Source organism: Photobacterium kagoshimensis, from assembly GCF_050337045.1.
Lineage (GTDB): Bacteria > Pseudomonadota > Gammaproteobacteria > Enterobacterales > Vibrionaceae > Photobacterium > Photobacterium kagoshimensis.
In genome coordinates, this window is the sequence record NZ_JAKJSO010000014.1 from 59,582 (window position 1) to 81,214 (window position 21,633).

At 44.1% G+C, this 21,633-nt stretch carries 15 protein-coding genes; 9 read left to right on the forward strand and 6 right to left on the reverse strand.

Annotated elements, in window-relative coordinates:
• Positions 1–26 precede the first annotated feature (26 nt).
• Together L4C35_RS12485 and dmeF are read right to left on the reverse strand one after the other, a co-directional pair.
• Positions 27–443 carry a MarR family winged helix-turn-helix transcriptional regulator gene (locus L4C35_RS12485; RefSeq protein ID WP_428463175.1) on the reverse strand — a complete coding sequence of 139 codons (417 nt, stop codon included), beginning with the start codon at positions 441–443 and terminating at the stop codon, positions 27–29.
• A gap of 2 nt (positions 444–445) precedes the next feature.
• Entirely contained in the window at positions 446–1,441 is a 996-nt protein-coding gene (gene dmeF / locus L4C35_RS12490) for a CDF family Co(II)/Ni(II) efflux transporter DmeF (RefSeq protein WP_428463176.1), read from the reverse strand.
• 258 nt (positions 1,442–1,699) lie between these two features.
• On the opposite strand from dmeF, the gene L4C35_RS12495 reads away from it, so the two are divergent.
• The 4 genes from L4C35_RS12495 to L4C35_RS12510 all read left to right on the forward strand — a co-directional run bounded on the left by L4C35_RS12495 (position 1,700) and on the right by L4C35_RS12510 (position 8,379).
• Positions 1,700–2,176, forward strand: coding sequence for a hypothetical protein (locus L4C35_RS12495; RefSeq protein ID WP_428463177.1), 477 nt, complete (start codon positions 1,700–1,702; stop codon positions 2,174–2,176).
• A gap of 169 nt (positions 2,177–2,345) precedes the next feature.
• Positions 2,346–3,620 (forward strand): TolC family protein, encoded by a 1,275-nt coding sequence (locus L4C35_RS12500; RefSeq protein WP_428463178.1) that lies wholly within the window; start codon positions 2,346–2,348, stop codon positions 3,618–3,620.
• 8 nt (positions 3,621–3,628) lie between these two features.
• Positions 3,629–5,257, forward strand: coding sequence for an efflux RND transporter periplasmic adaptor subunit (locus tag L4C35_RS12505; RefSeq protein ID WP_428463179.1), 1,629 nt, complete (start codon positions 3,629–3,631; stop codon positions 5,255–5,257).
• Complete coding sequence (locus L4C35_RS12510; protein WP_428463180.1) at positions 5,254–8,379, forward strand: efflux RND transporter permease subunit; 3,126 nt, start codon at positions 5,254–5,256, stop codon at positions 8,377–8,379. The genes L4C35_RS12505 and L4C35_RS12510 overlap by 4 nt, the downstream gene beginning before the upstream one ends.
• Before the next feature lie 126 nt (positions 8,380–8,505).
• On the opposite strand, the gene L4C35_RS12515 is transcribed toward L4C35_RS12510, so the two are convergent.
• Entirely contained in the window at positions 8,506–9,903 is a 1,398-nt protein-coding gene (locus L4C35_RS12515; RefSeq protein WP_428463181.1) for a serine hydrolase domain-containing protein, read from the reverse strand.
• 327 nt (positions 9,904–10,230) lie between these two features.
• Here L4C35_RS12515 and L4C35_RS12520 point away from each other — a divergent pair, with 327 nt between their 5' ends.
• Complete coding sequence (locus tag L4C35_RS12520; protein WP_428463182.1) at positions 10,231–11,172, forward strand: precorrin-2 dehydrogenase/sirohydrochlorin ferrochelatase family protein; 942 nt, start codon at positions 10,231–10,233, stop codon at positions 11,170–11,172.
• A gap of 107 nt (positions 11,173–11,279) precedes the next feature.
• Here the strand turns inward: L4C35_RS12520 and ylqF are convergent, their stop codons facing one another.
• Positions 11,280–12,224, reverse strand: coding sequence for a ribosome biogenesis GTPase YlqF (gene ylqF, locus L4C35_RS12525; RefSeq protein ID WP_428463183.1), 945 nt, complete (start codon positions 12,222–12,224; stop codon positions 11,280–11,282).
• A 459-nt stretch (positions 12,225–12,683) separates the two neighbouring features.
• Here ylqF and L4C35_RS12530 point away from each other — a divergent pair, with 459 nt between their 5' ends.
• The gene (locus tag L4C35_RS12530) at positions 12,684–14,603 is read left to right on the forward strand and encodes an amidohydrolase (RefSeq protein WP_428463184.1); all 1,920 of its coding nucleotides are present in this window, start codon (positions 12,684–12,686) and stop codon (positions 14,601–14,603) included.
• A 317-nt stretch (positions 14,604–14,920) separates the two neighbouring features.
• Positions 14,921–16,219: a methyl-accepting chemotaxis protein gene (locus L4C35_RS12535; RefSeq protein ID WP_428463185.1), complete on the forward strand. Its 1,299-nt coding sequence runs from the start codon at positions 14,921–14,923 to the stop codon at positions 16,217–16,219.
• Between the two features lie 93 nt (positions 16,220–16,312).
• On the opposite strand, the gene dcuC is transcribed toward L4C35_RS12535, so the two are convergent.
• Together dcuC and L4C35_RS12545 are read right to left on the reverse strand one after the other, a co-directional pair.
• Complete coding sequence (dcuC, locus tag L4C35_RS12540) at positions 16,313–17,710, reverse strand: C4-dicarboxylate transporter DcuC (protein ID WP_428463186.1); 1,398 nt, start codon at positions 17,708–17,710, stop codon at positions 16,313–16,315.
• Between the two features lie 457 nt (positions 17,711–18,167).
• The gene (locus L4C35_RS12545; RefSeq protein ID WP_428463187.1) at positions 18,168–19,232 is read right to left on the reverse strand and encodes a YdcF family protein; all 1,065 of its coding nucleotides are present in this window, start codon (positions 19,230–19,232) and stop codon (positions 18,168–18,170) included.
• Positions 19,233–19,401: 169 nt separating this feature from the next.
• Between L4C35_RS12545 and L4C35_RS12550 the strand changes: the two genes are divergently transcribed.
• On the forward strand, positions 19,402–19,794 hold the full coding sequence (locus L4C35_RS12550) for a VOC family protein (protein WP_428463188.1): 393 nt from the start codon (positions 19,402–19,404) through the stop codon (positions 19,792–19,794).
• A 195-nt stretch (positions 19,795–19,989) separates the two neighbouring features.
• On the forward strand, positions 19,990–21,609 hold the full coding sequence (eptA, locus tag L4C35_RS12555) for a phosphoethanolamine transferase EptA (protein WP_428463189.1): 1,620 nt from the start codon (positions 19,990–19,992) through the stop codon (positions 21,607–21,609).
• The last annotated feature ends 24 nt before the right edge of the window (positions 21,610–21,633 follow it).

Here is a 21,633-nt window from a genome sequence, read left to right on the forward strand (position 1 = left end):
AAAAAATTATGGGCTTGAGCATGAATTTAAAATTCTTGGTTCATTATTTGTAGGCATTTAAGCATGTGTAAGCGGTCGGCATCGCTGAGCTTTGCTGTAATGTCTTGCGTTAGATTCAAATGCAATTGGTCATGTTCTTGGTACAGCACTTCGCCAGACTCAGTTAGCTCTACAAGGATAGAACGACGATCGGATTCATGAGGACGTCGGCAGATTAAACCAGCATTGACCATTTTATCGACTTGGACTGTCAGCGTGCCTGTTGTAACGCCAATTTTGTCTGCGAGTTCTTTCATTCGCATTGCGCCATGAGCGCCAAGTATTTCCACAATATGAACTTGCGGTAAGGAAAAACCCTTGTCACGGACAACAGATTGCTCCCACGACGATAGCTTTTCGTAAAATTCAATAATGGTGTGGTTTAACTGCTCGATGTCTTTCATTTTTATTCCGAGGCCACCTCATTATGATGGCATTGCTGAACTTCAATCGTTAAGTGGTTGAGTTTATCGAAATTTCGAAGCAATTGCTTGTAGTGTGTTACTTCTGCTGGGGTTGAGGTGACCACAGCAATAGCCGCAGCGTAGTGATCGGCACTGACTTTCCAAATATGAATATCACTGACCTTGGTGTCTTTGTCTTGTTCTAGTGTCTCAATAATTTGTCGTTGGTACTGATTGTCTATACCAGCATCGAGCAGAATTGGACTGGTTTGTAGCATCAGTCCGTATGCCCAGCGGGTGATGATAACCGCTCCCACAACTCCCATAGCAGCGTCCATCCAATTAAATCTAAAATACTTACCGCAGAATAAAGCGACAATCGCAAGAAGTGAGGTGAGTGCATCGGCCAATACATGGAAGTAAGCAGCCTTTAAATTGTGATCATCGTGGTGCGTGTGCCCCTTATGCTGAGTAGGTGTATCAGCATCATGGTGGCTGTGGCTGTGGCTATGGCTATGGCTATGGTGATCGTGGTGATGATCATCTTTCAGTAAAAATACACTGGCTAGATTAACAATCAGGCCGATCACAGCAACAAAGATAGCTTCATTAAATTGGATTTGCTGTGGTGAAAATAAACGGTGTACCGATTCAACCAACATGATCAGTGCGACTAACCCTAGCGTTATTGCGCTGGTAAAGCCCCCCAACACGCTTACTTTTCCTGCGCCAAAGGCAAATTTATCTGTGTTGGCATGCTTACGTGCATAGCGGTAGGCAAAAAGGGTGATCATGAAAGCAGCGGCATGTGTACCCATGTGCCAACCATCGGCCAGCAGCGCCATCGATCCATAAAGCGTACCTGCAATGATTTCAGCCAGCATAGTGACTATGGTTAACAATAAAACATAGTAGGTACGACGCTCACCTTTGTGATTGTGATTTACAAAGTCATGGTTATGTTGCCAAGGTGCAAGTGAATGTGGCTGGTGCTGCATATTGAACCCTTAAGTTGTTTGCTTTACAACTAGCTTGTTGAACAAGTAGTTTGAATTTTAAGTATCTTGATAGTCAAACTATATTGGCAGTATTTAGTTTGATTATCAAGGTAAATGCCAGTAGATGAATGGCGATGACAGTGGGTTCGTTCTGAAAAGATAGTTGATAAATCGCATTTCTCGTAGAGAGAGACTTGACCTTCCTCTAAGGGGAAGGTTTACACTTTTACGGTTTCTTATTGTTATTAATGAAGTTTGATGCCGATATTACTGCGTTTGTTTTCTTTGCCTGCAACAACCTTGGTTGTGATCATCAGTTTGATCATCCAACCTGTGCTGGCACAGCAACAAATGTTGAATATGACAGGTAATCATCAACATAGTATTGCTGTGCCTGATGTTAAAGTGATGACTTCAACGGCAGAAAAAGAACACTTGCCTGAGTGCATGCAGCATGGCTCTCACTCGCACCATGCAAGCCAATCCTCTTCATCTTCTTTATGTATGACGACAAGCCATGCCTCTGGTATGAGTCAACAGGCTGATGTTTCGTGTTGCAGTTCAATGGATATGCTAGATAGCTGCTGCAATATCACGCATTGTCAAAGCCACCTTTTTATTACCGCATCTTTTCCTGCGATTTCACATGCACAAACGTCGCATGCCCCTATTATTCGCACCTTTAGTTCTCCAATTAAACATACCGATAACCTCTTTCGCCCTCCGATAGCATAGCGCCTTTCAATAACCTATTGGTTGCAATAGCACGGCGATCGCTTTTGTTGATGCTGTGTCGTTGTTAACCCGCTTATGTGCTTTTTATTTTTAATCAAACAATTGGTTAACCAGTAGTCTGGATGTAAAAAGCAGCGTTGAAGTACCCTCCTTATTGAAGGATGTGATTATGCACAAAGGTGTATTTGCAGGTGTTATTAGCATGTCGTTATTACAGGCAATTGCATTTCCAGCCATGGCCAGTAGCGATTTATCGCATTGGATAACATGGGCCGTAGAACATGATGTCGCAAAACAACAAATTCAATCGCAAGCCGATGCGATGACAGACGCTGGTGTAGCTAGCAGTCAGTGGATGGATCCAAAATTAAAACTCGGTGTGGGTGGATTACCTATCGATTCGTTTGCCTTGGATAAAGATCCCATGACTAATCTCTCGGTTGGTCTGATGCAGCAATTTGGGCGAGGTGACACGCTAACGTTAAAGCAACAACAAACCCGTGAACAAGCTGACAGTATTCGAAAGAAATTGGGTGTACGCGCATTAGATGTGCGCTTTGCGATGACCAACTTATGGATTGAAGCTGTATATCAACGCAATGCTCGTCAACTGTTACAGCAAAATAAGGCGCTGTTTAAAGAGCTAGAGCAATATCTGAGTATGAATTACGGTGTTGGCGTTAACCAAGCGCAAGATGTAATTCAAGCTCAACTTCAAATTGCGCGAGTCGATGACAAACTTGATGCCAATGCGCAAGTTCAACAACGCATAAAAGCACAATTGAGTGAGTGGTTAGGTGAGCAGGCACAGTCCGTTGTTCCCAAACACTATCCGAAATGGTCGGCACTTCAGGCCTATCTTGATACACAAACCTCATCGCCTAATTATTACTCGGCATTAGCACAGCACCCTTCGGTGGCTGTGGTCGATGCGCTGATTAAGAGTAATGAAACCAGCATTGATATTGCGAATGAAGCCTATCAACCACAGTTTGGTGTCGAGGTGATGTACGGTAATCGACAAGCCACAGGGATGAATGGCCAACCCGCTTCAGATTTACTGAGTGTGTATTTGACCATGGATATTCCGTTGTTTACTGAAAACCGCCAAGACAAACAGGTTTCTTCTGCTCAGCACCAACTTGGTGCCACTAAGGCACAGCGTGACTTACTTCTTCAGCAAATGAATGCGCAAGTGGAGGCTGTACGTCACGACCGCATGAATCTTCAACAGCGCTTAGATCGCTATCAAAATGGATTGCTGCGCTATGCCAAAGAGAAAACTCAAGCCATAGAACGAGGCTATCAAAATAATACCAGTCAGTTGGATGAGTACATTCGAGCAGCGAGTGATGCCTTGAGTGTGGAATTGGAACAAGCTCGATTACAGGCTGATCTTGCGCTAGCGAACGCCAAGCTTTCTTACTTATTAAATAAATTCTGAGAGGCAACATGAAAAAAACATTAACAGTTGCAGTGTTGTCACTGGCAGTAGGAAGTGCAGTCGGTTATTACGCGAGTCACCATGGTGGCTTTGGTGCGGGTGCGCAGGAGAGTCAAGGCCATAATGCGATAGCAACGGGTTCGAGTGCAAATGAGCCTTTGTATTGGGTTGCACCCATGGATCCGAAATACAAGCGCGATAAACCGGGTAAATCACCAATGGGCATGGACTTGATCCCCGTTTATGCGGATGAAAACAAAACAGAAAAAGTGGCTGGCACAGTCGAAATATCACCCGCTATTGAAAATAATTTAGGGGTGAAAACCGCACAAGTCGAACAGCAAAGGTTAGTCCCACGTATTGATACTGTGGGGTATGTTGCTTTTGACGAAAGCCAAATGTGGCAGATCAATAGCCGCGTGAGTGGCTGGGTTCAAACTTTAAACGTCGCAGCAATTGGCGATAAGGTTGTAAAAGGACAAGTCTTGTTTGAGCTCTATTCACCTGAGTTAGTGAAAGCACAAGAAGAGCTGTTAAATGCCAAAAGATTAGGGCGAGCAGCTTTAGTGCAAGGGGCGAAAGAGCGTTTGTTGGTATTAGGGGTGGATAGCGAGCAAATTCAGCGAGTATTGCAACGTGGTAAAGCAATGAAGCAGATAGAGGTCAAAGCCCCAGCAGATGGTGTTGTTGCGAGCTTGAACATTCGCCAAGGGGCGTATCTTTCTCCGCAACAAACTGTGATCAGCGGGGGGGATTTAACCAGTATTTGGGTCGATGCAGAAGTGTTCGAGCGTCAAGCACACTGGATCAAATCTGGTGCGCAAGCCGAGATGAGTGTGGATGCACTACCGAGTCAAAACTGGCAAGGCATGGTTGATTATATTTACCCTGTGCTGGACGAAAAAACACGAACAGTGAAAGTACGACTAAAATTCCCCAACCCTAATGGTGAGTTAAAGCCGAACATGTTTGCCAATATTACGCTTAAACCACAAAGTGAAGGTTCAGTGTTGACGGTGCCAGATAATGCCATTATTCGCACAGGCAACATGGCGCGGGTGGTATTAGCGTTAGGCGAGGGACAATATCGTTCGACGCGAATTGAGATCGGGCGTCAGGCTGGTGGTGTGACAGAAGTCTTACAGGGGCTGAATGCGAGCGATAGAGTGGTGACATCGGCGCAATTTTTATTGGATTCAGAGTCGAGTCAGTCTGCTGATCTATCTCGGATTTCCACAATGAAAGCCACAAAAGCAGCAACGACATCGGCGTGGACACAGCCTGCTATTGCGGCTCATGGGGTTATCAAATCCATGATGCGCGATCATAAAATGTTGACGGTTGATCATGCGCCAATTGCGCAGTGGGATTGGCCAGCCATGGTCATGAATTTCACGGTAAAAGATAACAGTGATCTTTCGGTATTGGCAGACGGTGATGCGATTGAATTTTTGATCGAGAAAAATGCGCAGGGTCAGTATGTATTAAGCGATGTCAAAAAAGCGAATGCGACTCAGCCTGAGGTTGACCACACATTGATGAACCATTCGGCCATGGACCACTCGAAAATGGATCATTCGAAGATGGACCATTCAGCAATGGGTCATGGTGATATGGAACAAGGGGGGGAGCAATGATCCCCTCTATTATTCGTTGGTCGATTACGAATCGATTTTTGGTATTGGTTGCAACCATCTTTCTGGTTGTTGCGGGTATTTTTAGTGTAAAACAAACTCCTATTGATGCTATTCCTGATTTATCTGATGTTCAGGTGATCATCAAAACCAGCTATCCCGGTCAGGCGCCTCAGGTGGTTGAAGATCAGGTGACCTACCCGTTAACCACAGCCATGCTCGCGGTGCCAGGCGCCGAGACGGTGCGTGGCTATTCTTTCTTTGGTGATTCTTATGTGTATATCATTTTTAATGATGATACCGACATGTATTGGGCGCGTTCGCGTGTTTTAGAGTATTTAAGCCAAGTTGCCCCTAAACTGCCCGCTAACGCTAAACCGACCTTAGGCCCAGATGCGACAGGGGTGGGCTGGGTCTTCAGCTACGTGTTAACCGATAAATCGGGCCAGCATGATTTGAGTGAGTTGCGAAGCTTGCAAGATTGGTTCTTGAAATACGAGTTACAGACGGTCGATGGCGTGTCTGAAATCGCGACAGTTGGCGGCATGGTGAAACAGTACCAAGTACAGATCGACCCTGCAAAATTGCGCGCTTATGATTTGACTTTGCAACAGGTGAATAAAGCGATTCAATCGGGCAACCAAGAAGCGGGCGCCTCGGTAGTTGAAGTCGCAGAAGCTGAGCACATGGTGCGTGCCACAGGGTATATTTCAGATGTTGATGATTTGAAAAATATTCCGTTGAAAGTGACCGAGCGTGGTACGCCGCTGTTGTTGGGCGAGGTTGCTGATATTCAAGTTGGCCCTCAGATGCGTCGTGGTATTTCAGAACTTAACGGTGAGGGTGAAGCCGTTGGTGGCATTATCGTGATGCGCTTTGGTGAAAATGCCCGTGAAGTGATCGCGAATGTCAAAGCCAAGTTGGCAGAATTACAGCGCAGCCTTCCTGATGGGGTCGAGATAGTACCGACTTATGATCGCTCTGAGCTGATCGAAAGTGCCGTTGATAACCTCTATGAAAAGCTGCTGGAAGAATTCATCGTTGTTGCCTTGGTGTGCGCGTTGTTTTTGTTCCACATACGCTCGTCTTTGGTGGTTGCGATCAGCTTACCTATCGGCATCCTCAGTGCGTTTATTATCATGCATTGGCAGGGAATTAATGCCAACATCATGTCGTTAGGGGGCATCGCGATTGCTATTGGCGCCATGGTCGATGGTGCCATTGTGATGATTGAGAACGTGCATAAGCATATCGAGCGCACGCCATTAACCGATAAGAACCGTTGGCAAGTGATTGGAAAAGCGGCTGAAGAAGTGGGTACACCGCTATTTTTCTCCTTGATTATCATAACGCTAAGTTTTGTGCCTGTTTTTGCTTTAGAAGGACAAGAAGGCAAAATGTTTGCGCCGTTGGCCTTCACCAAAACATTTGCGATGGCGGCATCGGCGGGGCTCGCGATCACGCTAGTGCCTGTCTTAATGGGCTATTTCATTCGAGGAAAGGTGCTGCCTGAGCATAAGAACCCTGTTAACCGTGCGGTCGTTGCTCTGTATCGTCCGCTGTTAAACTTTGGGTTACGCTTTCCTAAAACCGTGATTGTGGTGGCTTTTGCCCTAATGGTGTCGGCCTATTACCCAGTAAGTAAAATGGGGAGTGAATTTATTCCACCGCTGGATGAAGGCGATCTCATGTACATGCCAACTACGTACCCAGGCATATCTATTGGTAAAGCGCGAGAACTACTGCAACAAACGGATCGACTGATCAAAACCGTGCCTGAGGTTAAAACGGTATGGGGGAAAATCGGGCGGGCTGAAACTGCGACCGATCCCGCGCCTTTAACCATGATCGAAACGATCATTCAGTTTAAGCCGCGTAGTGAATGGCGTGACGGTGTAACACCTGAAAGCCTGCGTCGTGAGTTAGATAGCTTAATTCAGTATCCCGGTGTCACCAATGCTTGGGTAATGCCGATCAAAACGCGTATTGATATGTTAGCGACGGGGATCAAGACACCGATAGGGGTTAAAATTGCGGGGCCCGATCTCAAAACGATCGAGCAAATAGGAACGCAGCTAGAAAATGCCTTGCGCGATCTTGAAGGTACGGCTTCTGTTTATGCTGAGCGTGTCGCTGGTGGGCGTTATATCACGATGGATATTAAGCGCCGAGCTGCTGCACGGTATGGGTTGAGTATTCAAGATATCCAGCAAGTGATCAGTACTGCCGTAGGGGGAATGAATGTGGGCGAGACCATTGAAGGGCTAGAGCGTTACCCCATCAATGTGCGTTACCCACAGCATTACCGTGATTCATTAGTGAAACTACAAAACCTGCCATTAGTGACGGCGAGTGGTGCGCGTATTGCCTTAGCTGATGTCGCGGATATTCGGTTTGAAGATGGGCCACCGATGATCAAAACAGAAAATGCGCGTCCTAACGGCTGGGTCTTTATTGATATAGAAGGGCGAGATTTAGGTTCGTACGTGGAAGCGGCACAACAGAAAGTCGCAGAGAGCGTCTTACTACCAGCAGGCTACTCGTTAACTTGGTCTGGACAGTACGAGTATATGGAACGAGCGAAAGCACGTTTGAGCGTGGTGGTGCCTGCGACGATTACTATCATCATGCTGTTACTTTACTTGAGCTTCCGTCGCGTTGGTGAAGTATTGATCATTATGGCAACCCTGCCTTTGGCTATGGTCGGCGGTGTATGGTTAATGGATGTGCTGGGGTATAACTTCTCGATAGCAGTAGGCGTTGGCTTTATCGCGCTTGCAGGGGTGGCGGTTGAAATCGGCGTGATTATGTTGGTTTACCTTAATCAAGCATGGCAAGCCAAGCAAGAGGCGGTGCGTGGTCGTCAGTCTACACTCACTCAAGGTGATTTAGTCGAGGCGATCCAGCAAGGCGCTGGGCTTAGGGTTCGCCCTGTTATGATGACGGTAGCCACTGTCATTATTGGTTTGATCCCAATTATGTACGGTGACGGAACGGGGTCGAGTGTAATGCAGCGTATTGCTGCGCCAATGATAGGTGGCATGGCATCGGCGCTGATATTAACTTTGGTTGTTCTACCTGCCGCATTTAAGCTGTGGAAAATACATAGCCACAAACTCTCGTAGCACATCTACTTGATTATGGTGTAGTTAAGGGCTTCATATTGATGAAGCCCTTTTTTCATGCCGCCTTTTTATTCTTAAGCCCTGTTTATGCATGCGAATCTCTGAGCATTGCCAGCGCTAAAGAAGCTATTTGACGCGAATAAAGCGAGAAAGGTAACGGCCATCGCGTGAGAAAAATACAATTTCTTGGCTGGTGTTATTCGCATTTCGGTTTACGCGTATTTTATTGTCGATCCCCGCAGCATATAAACTGTGGCTGTTTTTCACGACCAAAGGGATATTCGCCTGATTAACCTTTGCCGTTAGTGCACCTTCTTCATAAACGATCTGCAGCGGTACCCCTAAATTATCTTGGTAATTACCCACAATATCGCGATTACTCTGCCAATTGACAGCTTGGTTTTTTGGTGCGCTGACCAAATGTAGGGCGGGCTTTCCTTGACTCATTTGTAATAAATCGGCGGTCAATAAAGTGAGATTGGTGTTTTGGTAGTTACTCAATGCCACCATCATAGCTTGGGTGTCTGGTTGGTAGATCATGACAGTTTTAAAACCATCAATATTGCCTTGCTGGCTATAATACGTTTGGTTGTTATGCTGACTTTTTACCATCCCAATTTGTTCGTCATACATCTTCTGAAGTGACGCTTTAGAAACCACACTGCCGCTGTGTAACGCTTGATTCCAAAGATGCAAATCACGAGCGGTAGTAATGAGTCCACCCGCCGACCATGCGCAATCGGTCGCGGTGATATGAGCATTAATCAGACCTGATATTTCATAAGATTTAGCCAGTTGAAAAGACAGTGTTAATTTCATACTGCTATCTTTCATGCCGAGCGGCCGTAAGAACTCTTGGTCGATATAACTGTTGTAATCGACGCCAGAGACTTGCTCGATAATGCTACCGAGCAAGATATAGTGCGCATGACTGAAATTGTATTGGAGTGCGGGAGGGTATTGGCGGCTATCTGTGATGATCTGTGTAACTAGGTGTTGGCTACGACAAGATTGAGGACTGTCACGCCAGGATACATCGCGGTTTATACCTGCGGTGTGATCCAGTAAATCGTTAATCGTGATTTTGTTACTCAGTGCTAGTTTGGGAAAGTAGCGCTCGATAGAATCGTTAAGGTTCAGCTTGTTTTGCTCTGATAGTCGAAGAATCGCAGCGGCGGTGAATTGCTTGGTTAACGACCCCACTTTAAACAGATTATCAGGGTTGATAGGACGTTTACTTTGTACGTCAGCAAGGCCCAATGATTGCTCAAAAATAATCTTGTTATCTTTTGCGATAAGAAGGTTACCGCTGAATTGTCCATGTTTGTTTTGATGCACTAGATAACGGCTGAGAGCATCTTTATCTAATGTCCATGCATGTGTAGTGGTAGATGTGTGAGAGCTTACTTGCTCTGCTTTTGACATCGCGTCTTGCAACTGCTCATGGTTGGCAGCAAAAGCGATGTTTGAAAAGGCAAGTTGGCAAGCGAAAAGGGCTGTTAATGGCTGAAACTGTAAGTGCATGTTTTCCTCTGATTTAGCAGTGGCACTTAACCAATATATCATCGCAAAACAGCGGAAAGAGGCGCTTGATATATTACCAAATGGCTAAGTGAATGCTTTGTGAGCGAGGCAAAAAGAGTGTGAATAATGAGAAATGATAATTACATATTTATTTCGAGTCTCTTCCAAAATATCTAATTCCTCAGAACCGAGAAATGGACAGGAAAACTATCTTTAATCGCTGACATACGCTCGCTAATTACGGCATGTTGTGCTTAACTGCTCAAATGAGAACGTAAGGTTAACGTATTGAAAGCATTACGGTATGCATTTTAGTTAAGAGGACTTATGCAGTATTTCCCTATTTTTGTCGATCTGGTCAATAAACCTGTATTAGTCATTGGTGGCGGTGAAGTTGCCAGCCGTAAAGTGGCGATGTTATGCGAAGCGCAAGCAGATGTGCTGGTAGTATCACCCACACTGAGTGATGAGCTAGCCATGAGATTAGCCACAGGTGAAATTCGATACCAGCAAGCGGAATATCATAAATCAGACATTGCAGGTGTATGGCAAGTGTGGGCAACAACCGATAATCGCGAGCTTAATCAACGCATTCATAACGATGCGACAGCGGCGAAGGTACTGTGTAATGTGGTTGATAGCCCAGAGCATTGCGATTTCATTACGCCCTCTATTATCGACCGTGGCTTGCTACAAGTCGCAATTTCAAGCGGTGGTGCCGCGCCTGTTTTAGTCCGTTTTTTACGTGAGCTACTAGAAACGCAGCTTGCGGCCAATCTACCGCTTATTGCACAATTTTCTCAGCAATCGCGATCTTATATTAAGCAATGTTTTGAGACAGTTGATGAGCGCCGCTATTTCTGGGAGCGTTTTTTCCGGCATCCGTCAGTGGCTAATGCTCAGTCATTAGTTCAATTACAAACCGTTTTTGAGGAGCTGCTTAGCGCTGACCATAATCCGATAGTGCCGCCTGTTGTGGTGTTCTACCAGCAAGATCCTGAACTACTCACGCTAAAAGCATTACGGTTAATGCAGCAAGCGGAACGTGTGATCTCAACTAAGCATTGCCCTAAGATGATCAGTGATCTATGCCGCCGCGATGCTAATCGCTCACCTGTTGAGAATACAGACCAATGGTTGTCTATTATTGAGCAATTCCCAACAGATCGTATCGTGATTTTGGCGACACTTGATGAACCGTGTAATCTTTCTGTACTACCCGCCAATACGCAGGTACTGCGCTGCAATGGTGAAGCTTTTACGCTGTAATGCTGGTTTCTACAATGCTTATTTCATCAATGCCGACACAAAGAAAAGCCCCGCCTTGTGATGAGCAAGGCGAGGCTTTGTCGAATAAAAAAGAGAACTGAGCGGTATTAACGCTTATTACGTAAGTAACGCTTACGACGTTCTTCTTTCTTCTTGATTTGTTGTTCTTTCTTGAGTTCTGCTTCAATGGCAACGTTCACGAGTTCTTCAGTGATCATCTCTGGGCGTTCCATCGTGATCTGACCTAGGGTACCGTTACGTAGCTCGTTAATTAGGATCTCAGATGCTTTGTGCAGATCAATACGGCCACCTGAACGTAAACAACCGCGCTTACGGCCAATTGCTTCCATTAGCTCGATGTCTGTTTCTGGCATTTCTTCATCAAGATCGTAACGGGCAATCAGACGATCAGCATAAGCTTCTTTTAAGTATTCAACGGTAAAGAAAGCCACGTCCATATAGTCCATTGCCGTATCTTTGACAGCGCCCGTTGCTGCTAAGCGGAAACCACTGTGTGGGTTTTCTACTTTTGGCCACAAAATCCCAGGGGTATCAGAAAGAATGATGCCATTTTGCAGATTAATACGTTGCTGCTGGCGGGTAACAGCAGGTTGGTTACCTGTCACAGCAACAGCACGGCCAGCTAGCGTATTGATAATGGTAGATTTACCAACATTCGGGATACCCATGATCATGGTGCGGATATTCTTACCCATCTCTTCACGGTTTGGCGCAAGCTTGCGGCAAAGATCTGTGATTTTTTGTACTTCAGAGATGTTTTCAGTGGTAATGGCAATCGCTTTTACACCTTGCTCTTTTTCTAGGTGAGCAATCCAAAGTTCCGTCATTTCAGGATCGGCTAAATCGCGTTTGTTAAGCACCTTAACAACAGGTTTTTCACCACGAAAAGACGAGATAAGTGGGTTTTCACTACTGAAAGGAATGCGTGCATCAAGCACTTCAATAATCACATCAACTTTTGGGATCGCTTCTTCAATTTCTTTGCGAGCCTTGTGCATGTGACCCGGAAACCATTGGATACTGTTAGACATTTTTTGAAAACCTTAAAGTAATTCATTCATTTTAAGTGACGGGGTACAACATGGGGTACAAAAAATTTACCGCCTATAAGTAAGACTGGCACTTGCTTGTTTCTAAGCAACCCCGTAACTAGAATTTTTCTATTGTGATGATCTTAACACTTTATTGTATTTGCTGAAATTAATAGTAGGGTCATCACGAATGAAACTTAGTGTTAATTGTGCTGCAACCGTAATGAATCACTGCGCTATTGCTACCCCAACCGATCACCTTAGCTATCGATAACGCTTAGCCAAATCTTTGGTGAAAAACTACTAGCACCAAAATTCCCCGTATGTCTGTCACAAAAACAATGCCCTTCTTGAATATATGCTGAATAGGGTAATGATTTGACTTTAAATTATATGTTTAATGTTGAATTATTGACTACAGAAGTCTAAAAACTAATTTTTATATCTATTGAGGTCAAAATGAATAAACGACTAGACCTATCTGTAAGCGATAATGTTCTTGAGTCTCCACAGCGTCGTCACTTTTTCAGAGCAAGCGCAGGTGCAGCAGCAGCGGCTGCTATGGTGACGCCTATTGCTAAAGCGGTTGCTGCTGGAACGACTCAGGGTGCACAAGCAGGGATTAACGATAAAACCGTACTGTACGTTAACGGCAAGGTTTACCAAGGCGGTAAGCACAGTCAAGCTTGGAATGAAGCATTTGCTGTAACAGGGGAGCGTTTTTCAAAAGTAGGGACAACGGAAGAGATTCTTAAGCTTCGCACACCCGATACGCTGGTGGTTGATCTACGTGGTCACACTGTCTTGCCTGGCTTGATTGATGACCACATGCACCCAGAAATGGCAGTTGAAAACCAGTTCAACGTTAATGTGGATGAGCTGTCTACCACTTGGGACGAATTCAAGGCCTTGGTTAAGAAAGAGATGCGCGACAATCCACACAAGGAGTGGGTATTTGGTGGCAACTTAGATTATTTATGGGACGATGGCAGCAACATTCTTATGTTTGGTCAGCCTTCGCACAAGAAAATTCTGGATGAACTCATTCCTGATAAACCAGCGTTCTTCTGGGAATGTTCTGGCCATGCGGCGCTTGTGAATTCAAAGGCGTTAGAACTTTGTGGCATTACTAAAGGTACTCCAGACCCAATAGGCGGCCACTTTGTAAGAGACGAGAATGGTGAACCTACAGGCGTACTACGCGAGCTTGCCGCAAACGTCGCTTGGGAAAAGTGGATAGAAACTTTACCGTCTGTGCAAGAGTTGGGTGACAAGCAGCTAAAACCTATCTTTAGCTATATTAATAGCTTTGGTATTACTTCGGTAAGTGAAGTGTGGTCACGCGAGAAGTACGGCCGTGCTTACAAGTATCTTGATGATAAAGACGATCTCAGTGTCCGCCTTGCTGTGTATATTACTGCTGAGGTCGATTTTGTGACTGAAAAGATGCAAAAGACAGCTTATGACTACATCTATAACCACAAGGATTATAACGGCAAGCAAGTGAAGGTACTTGGTGTTAAGTACATTCTTGATGGTGCGGCGGCAGGCCAAACGGCTGTTGTTGTCAATCCTTACGAGGGGACTGATGGCTACCATGGCCCGTGGCGCAATACGCCAGAGCAGTTTAAAGAAGGACTCGCTCGGTACGATGCGATGGGGCTGTGTGTTTATGCTCATTGCGCGGGGGATGGTGCGGCTCGTCTTGTATTAGACTCTGTCGAAGAACTGCGTAAGCAGCCCGGTAATAATGCTAAGAAGCTAAAACACCGTGTTGCTCACGTTGCTATGGTTCATCCTGATGATATAGGCCGCTTCGCAAAGCTTGATGTGCATGCCGAGTTTTCGCCTGTATTCTGGTATGACATGGCGGCTATTCGTATTGTCGAGCAAGATATTGGCGCTCATCGAGTCCAGAAATACATGTACCCAATGAAGCCTATCGTTGATAGTGGCGCTTCTGTTTCTATCGGTACCGACTGGACAGTAACGCCTGTAAACCCTTGGTTCGCCATAGAGACGGCAGTAACACGCCGTGGTGTGGGCCTGAAAGAAGGCCCAACAATGAATGCTGAAGAACATGCAGTGCCGCTTGAGACAGCGGTTTGGATGTACACTCAAGCAAATGCCGATAGCCAGAAACGAGGTGAAGAGATCGGTTCAATTACAGCAGGCAAGTATGCTGATTTTGCGGTTATTGATCAGAATATCTTTGAGGTGCCTATAACCGATGTTCACAAAACGAAAGTACTCAGTACTGTGCTTGGTGGCCGTGATGTTTACCTCAGTTCACGCGTTGAAGAAATTCTTGAACTGGGTAATTTGACCGGTGATTACGAGAACAACATGAAGTTTGCATCTGTTGGTCGTCACTTCTAATTAGCACTCCTCCTAAAAGGCCGCTAGACATGGTGCTAGCGGCTCACTAATCCTGTAAGTTTCATGCCTAACAATTCCTTTTTTATGGTTGTGATCTTTTTACTCTCTGGTTTATGCGTGCATCACTTAGTTTAATTAACACTTTGCTTTTATATTAAATTATTGTTTTGATTTTTTGTGTGTATTTTTCGTACACAAGCTAAAAAAAGTTATCAATTTTGGACTGTTGTCATTTAAAATATTTCGCGATAGGAATTTTTGATGGTAGCTTTATACCGTCCATCATGCGTAAACTAAGAATAATAAGAGACAATCTGATGTTTAGTAGAAAGTTAAAGCAGCAACTAGCGACTGTGCAGGGTGAGAATGCACAGCTTCAATCGATTGTAGGCTCGATTCAGTCGGAAATGGCAACCATTGAATTTGATCTTGAAGGTCGAATTTTAGATGCCAACCCACTCTTTTTAGATATTCTTGATTACTCGTTATCTGAGGTCGTGGGTAAATATCACAATGCAATGTGTTTTAAAGCTTTTGCTGATAGCGCTGAATATCGTCAATTTTGGCAGAATTTAAAAGCAGGAAGGGCGATTAAAGGTACGTTTGAGCGGAAAAATAAACACGGTGAAGCGATTTGGCTAGAAGCGACATATTTTCCGATTAAGCAAGATGGCGTGATTGTTAAGGTCATGAAGATTGCATCGGATGTGACTGCCGCTAAAAATGAGTCAATTGCACTGCAAAATGTATTAGCCGCGCTCAATCGCTCTCAAGCGACGATTGAATTTGATCCAACAGGTATTATTTTAGCCGCAAACCAAAACTTTTTGAGCACTGTTGGCTATGCGTTAGAGCAAATTCGAGGCCAGCATCACCGTATGTTCTGCGATGACAGTTTCTACGCTGAAAATCCAACGTTCTGGCAAGATCTTGCAAAAGGCCATTTTAAGTCAGGCCAGTTTTTGCGAAAGAACAGCTACGGTGACAATGTGTGGTTAGAAGCGACTTATAACCCGATCTTAGATGCGTCTGGTAACGTAGTTAAGGTGATTAAGTTTGCATCTAATATCACCGATCAGATCAAAAAGAGCGAAGCGGTTGCTCAAGCAGCAGATGTTGCTTATAGCACATCGGTAGAAACGGCTCAGATTGCAAAGCAAGGTTCTGAATTACTTAACGATTCTGTTGAAGTGTCTGCCAAAATATCTGAACAAGTTGAAAGCACGTCTGAACAACTTCAGCTGCTGAATACTAAATCACAGAATATTGAGGCGATTGTTTCGACGATTAAAGAGATTGCTGATCAAACTAATTTATTAGCATTGAATGCAGCAATTGAAGCGGCCCGTGCAGGTGAGCAAGGTCGTGGCTTCGCAGTGGTAGCAGATGAGGTGCGCCAGTTGGCATCGCGTACGAGTCAGTCAACCAGTGAAATTGCTGCAGTTGTGGCAGAAAATAGAAACTTAACCGATCGTGTAACAACAAGTATGCGTGAAGTAGCGACTATCAGTAACGAAGGCATGAATAAAATTGCTGAAGTGTCGACGGTAATGGATGAAATCCATACAGGTGCAGAGAATGTATCGCAGACTGTGATGAGTTTATCTGAAGGTTAGTAGGCAGTTTGAATTTGTAAGCTAACAATAACAAAGCCAGAGCATTGCTCTGGCTTTGTTGTATTTGTTTCTGAGCGCTACACGCTTAGCCGCTTAGAAACTGGTAATGCTGATAAAGACAGAAATTAGTATCCCGCCCAACATAGGAACCGCGGTACGTTTAGCAAGTTCAAATGGCGATACTTCAGCTACACCGGCAATAGCCACCATATTCGGTGCAATCGGTGAAATGTTGCGGCTCATCCCCGCGACGAACTGCATAGGTAGCAGCATAACAACGGGGGCTATCCCCATTTTCGCTGCAATATCTGGTACTAAGTTAGCAAACGAGAAGAAGGCGGCGTTGCCTGATCCCATTAAGATCGCTGATACCATGATGATGCCAACCATGACGATGGTCATCAGTACTGGACCAAACCCTGCGGTTTCAGCAGCATTAACTATGACATCAATTGCACCAATGGTTTTCAAGCCTTGGGCAAACGTTTGACCCGCGACAATGAAGGTAACCACATTGGCAAACTGTCGGCCCATACCATCAAAGAAAATTTGAATTGAATCAATCACTTTCTTCGCATTACCACGGCGGAAGTATTCAAAGAACAGCGTGATAACGATAGACACAAACATGGCTGTTGTTACATCCATCTTAATGCTGCTGATCATTAACTTACTGAAAGTGAAGATCAGTACCAGTGGGATCACGGGTAAAATCGCATAAATTGTTGGTGCCAACGGTTGACCATCTTCACCTGTTGTTGACGATTGGTTATCTTCGGTTTGATCGGCAAGGTGACGGTGCTCACTGGCAATATGGCCTGCTTTTACATCGAAGTACTTTTGAATAACAACATGCAGTAGGGCGATAGTGATTAATGCGGCAGCTGCGACAACAAGTTGGTATTGCACAACATAATCGACAACGTCGATACCAATAATTTCAGCGGCAAAGTTAACGTTACCTTGGCCTGGCCCCATTTCTACCGCAACGGCTGTGGCGATAGGTGCACAAGCCGATAGTCGACTTAACCCTACGCTACGCATGAGTGGGTAGAGGGTTACCATCAGCAAGACACCTAGGCCCGATGCACTGGTAATGAAAATAGAAAGAAATTCACCAATGATGAAACACATGGCCATAAAAAAGTAAGGCATGTGTTTAATACGAGCAAGTGGGCGAGTTAACACGCGAACAAGTGCTTCTGATGCGCCAATCTCATGCATGTAAAAAGCAAAGCCAGCAATGGCCATGATTTTTAAACCAAGCCCAGCACTTTGGCTTGAAAAGGTATTTTTAATAAATTGGAAAACATCAAGCCATTGTGAACCTGTTGAGGCGCTTTCTGGTAATGGTAGATCTTGGCCAATTAACATTGCGGCTATCATTAAAACAATGCCGCCTGCCATTAATATTGCTTGCGCTTTATATCCCTTGAGTACAAACATAGTGACAAAGCCTGTCACTATCAATGCGATGATTATTGATAACATAGGTTCCCTTAAATGACATCACAGCAAAACAGCACGATAATCTTAATTGGTGAGTGTCGAATGGTTGTTAATAAACATATAAATACTGGCAATAGGATCTTATAGGGCTTACCTTGTTTTTTTTGTGATGTATATGCTGTATTAGAGATTGGTTTTTTATGCGAGATATCTGGGTGTTTTGGTGTTAAGTTTTTGATTTTTAATGGATTAAGTCGGGTTTTGCACGCGAGGTTTTTATCAAAGTAAGATTTCAAAAATAATATTTTAACAACGGGTATATAACAGCTGAATAAAATAAACAGTAAATATTGAATGGCTTAATTATTATAAAATTAATATACGCTTTACTTATACTGAGTAGTGGGAATAGATATTATTCCGTCTAGAAATAGACTATTCATATGCTGGTTATTTGTTAGTCAAATAGAGTTCTATTCTGTATTAACATGTATAAACGTTAATCTTGAGTAAAGTGTGTGGTGCAAAAGGCGGGTAACCCGAAGCTGCGTAAGGCATCGATATAACAATCTAAGCGGACTTTTCCCTCAGGCTGAGGCTGTGAGCTCAAACCATCTCGCGCTGAGTAATGATTAAACTGAATGAAAGTTGGCTGCTTATTCTTTTGGTTGCTTTTGTATTGGTACTTTAGTTGTTGCTGATGAAGCTGTGTTGCCGCAAAAATGATCTCACAGCGATGGACATGAATAGAAGCACTGACTAAGTAGGCGTGTTCAATGTTTTGGTGTTGAAGTTGCGCTAGCGTGAAGGCGGCATTATCGAGAGTATTGGTTGCCTTATCTTCTAAAGTTATACGATTCGCAGCGACTTGGTTTGCAATCAACCATTGCTGCATTGCAACAGCTTCTGTTACACCAGCTTGCGCGAGTCCACCAGTGACAAAGATGCGTTGCTCTGGGGATGCGTTGATAACGGTTAAGGCTGCCTTCAAGCGTTCGAGAAGCATTGGTGGGATGGTGCCATCATCGTTTAATTTGTAACCCAGAATGATAATAGCCTTATGTTGTGGCTCAGTACCTGTAAGGTAAGAGGAAGCTGGGCATACCATCTTGGTACCAACCCTCTGAGAAGGCGTGGTTTGTACATAGTTAATTGGCTTCGCCAATATGTGTTCTATGGTCTGCAGCAGTTGCTTAACTTGTCGTGCCTCGGGTGGAGATATCTGGCTTAAATGAGCTAGGTGATCATCGACACGTTTATGTTCTGATAAATAGTGATACCAAACAATGAGGTAACAGAGAGAAACAATGCGCTTGTCTTTTTGCGGCGTTTGCGTAAAGCAATCGTAGTAAATAGCCAGTGCTTGCTCGATGTCACCTTGGAATGAATACATATTTGCAAGGGTCAACCTGAGATCAGTTTGTTTGGGATTTAAATCAATCGCCTGCTCAAGGTAATAGCAAACAGCATCGAGGTTAGTCCCTACCGATTGATTGAAAACATACTGGGTACGATTTGGTGAACGGTAAGCGAGGAAGGCGGATTCAATCAGTTGGTTGATCATAGAAAGAGTGGTCCATACGCAGGTGGTAGTCGCTGGTATTCACAATGCCGTATTTCTTACTTAAATTCCATCATGTATTTAGTGATGAGCGCTAAGCCAGGGCAGTTATGTTCTAAGCTATGAATAGTCAGACAATAATGTCTAGTGATGGTAGAGCAAGGAGACGGTGATGAATAATGTTTTTCAACAGCAGGGGGCTTTTAGTTGGTCGGAGCTCATCGTTGATGACCCTGAAGAAGCGGTAAGATTTTATCAAGAAGTGATTGGGTGGGAAGTCGAAGCGATGGAAATGCCACAAGGTGTTTACCATGTCGTTAAAGCAGGTGGTGAACCTGTTGGTGGGATTATGGCAAAACCTGCGGGAGCTGAGGAAATGCCAAATTACTGGGGCTGCTATATTACCGTTAATGATGTAGATGAAACGGTTGCTAAAGCGGAAGCTGCTGGAGGGAAAGCGCTTTATCCAGCAATGGATGTGCCAGGGGTTGGCCGACTGTGTGCCTTTTTTGATGTTAGTGGTGCAATTATTTCCGTTATTACCTATGAACAGAAAGAATGCTAATCAGTGAGAGCTATTCATCTTGCGCTACTGATGGAATATGGAGTGGCGCATTAACATATTGAATCAATTAGAAATATATTTTTTATAAATAGTTATCATCAAGAATTAGCTTTTACTTTTTTTTGGATGACGTGCATAATCTGGAGGAATTTTTGACCAGTTTCTTAGAGAAACGAAAATACTGGCGCTATACGAATGAAAATCCGCTTAAATAGCATTGTATATACACTGCTCATCGCTTCATTTTTCACCATATTCCAGAATATCGCACTATGGGAACGACTCGATTCTATTTTCGAATTGTTACCTGATGCATCTATGGGATTCAAGCTGTCTTTACCTTTCTTTATCTTAGCGATAATGAATGTGGTATTTACGCTGTTCACATGGCCATTCCTTCACCGCGCAGTGATTGGCTTGATTGTTATCATCTCATCAATGGCAACGTTTGGCATGCACCAGTACGGTGTGGTACTAGACTATGACATGATAGTGAACGTGATTGAAACCGATACCAATGAAGCGACCAGTTATATGTCGACCTCTGTTGTATTATGGTTTACATCACTGGCGATTATTCCGTTGCTGATCATGAGCCGTATAGAGGTTAAGTTTAACGGTGTAGTGAAAGAAGTGATTTTCAAAGCGTTAAGTATTGTCGGCTCTGTGGTGGTGGTTGCTCTGATTGCATCTATGTACTACAAAGATTACGCATCACTGATCCGTAATAACGTTCAAATTAAATCAATGCTGAACCCAACAAACTACATCACAGCAACTTTTCGTGTTGCTAAAAACCGTTTGTATGAAGCAAATATGCCGTTTGTACAAATTGGTACCGATGCCGTAAATAAGAACGCGGATAGCGATCAAAAAAATGTATTGGTTGTGGTAGTAGGTGAAACTGCGCGTGCGATGAACTCGTCGTTTAACGGTTATGAGAAAGACACCAACGAATACCTTGCGAAGCAAGACGGTGTGATTAACTTCCCGAATATTAGCTCGTGTGGTACTGCAACAGCGGTTTCTTTACCGTGTATGTTCTCGAACATGACGAAGTCATCATACAGTGCTTCTACTGCTCGTCGTCAGGAAGGTCTATTAGATGTGCTTGATCACGCAGGCCTTGATGTGCTTTGGAAGAATAACAACAGTGGCTGTAAAGGTGCTTGTGATCGTGTGACCTATGTTGATTCAAGTAAGTCTAAAAACGAAGCGTTGTGCACTTGGGGCACATGTTTTGACGGCGTATTACTTGAAAACTTAAATGAAAACATTGCTGCAATCAAAAAAGATGGTGTGATTGTTTTACACTTGCTGGGTAGCCATGGTCCAACCTATTACAAACGTTACCCTGATGAGTTTAAGAAGTTCACGCCTACCTGTGATACAGCTGAAATCCAGAAGTGTTCACAAGAAGAGCTAACTAACACTTACGATAATACTCTGTTATATACAGATTACTTATTAAGTGAAGTGATAAGCACACTGAAAGCACAAGATGATAATATCAATACTGCCATGCTTTATGTGTCTGATCACGGTGAGTCATTAGGTGAAAATGGTATCTACTTGCATGGCCTTCCATACGCTATTGCACCTGATTACCAAACACATGTGCCTATGGTGACTTGGATGTCAGAGAGCTTCACCAAGAACCACAAGCTAAACACTGAGTGTCTTCAGGAAATGGCGAAGGGTAAGTATTCGCATGACAACTTCTTCCATTCCATTTTGGGTCTGATGAATGTTGAAACCAGTGAATACAAACCTGCTCTAGACATGTTTAAAACATGTTCAAACACAGCTTCTTAATTTAGTTTTATTATAGGAATATCT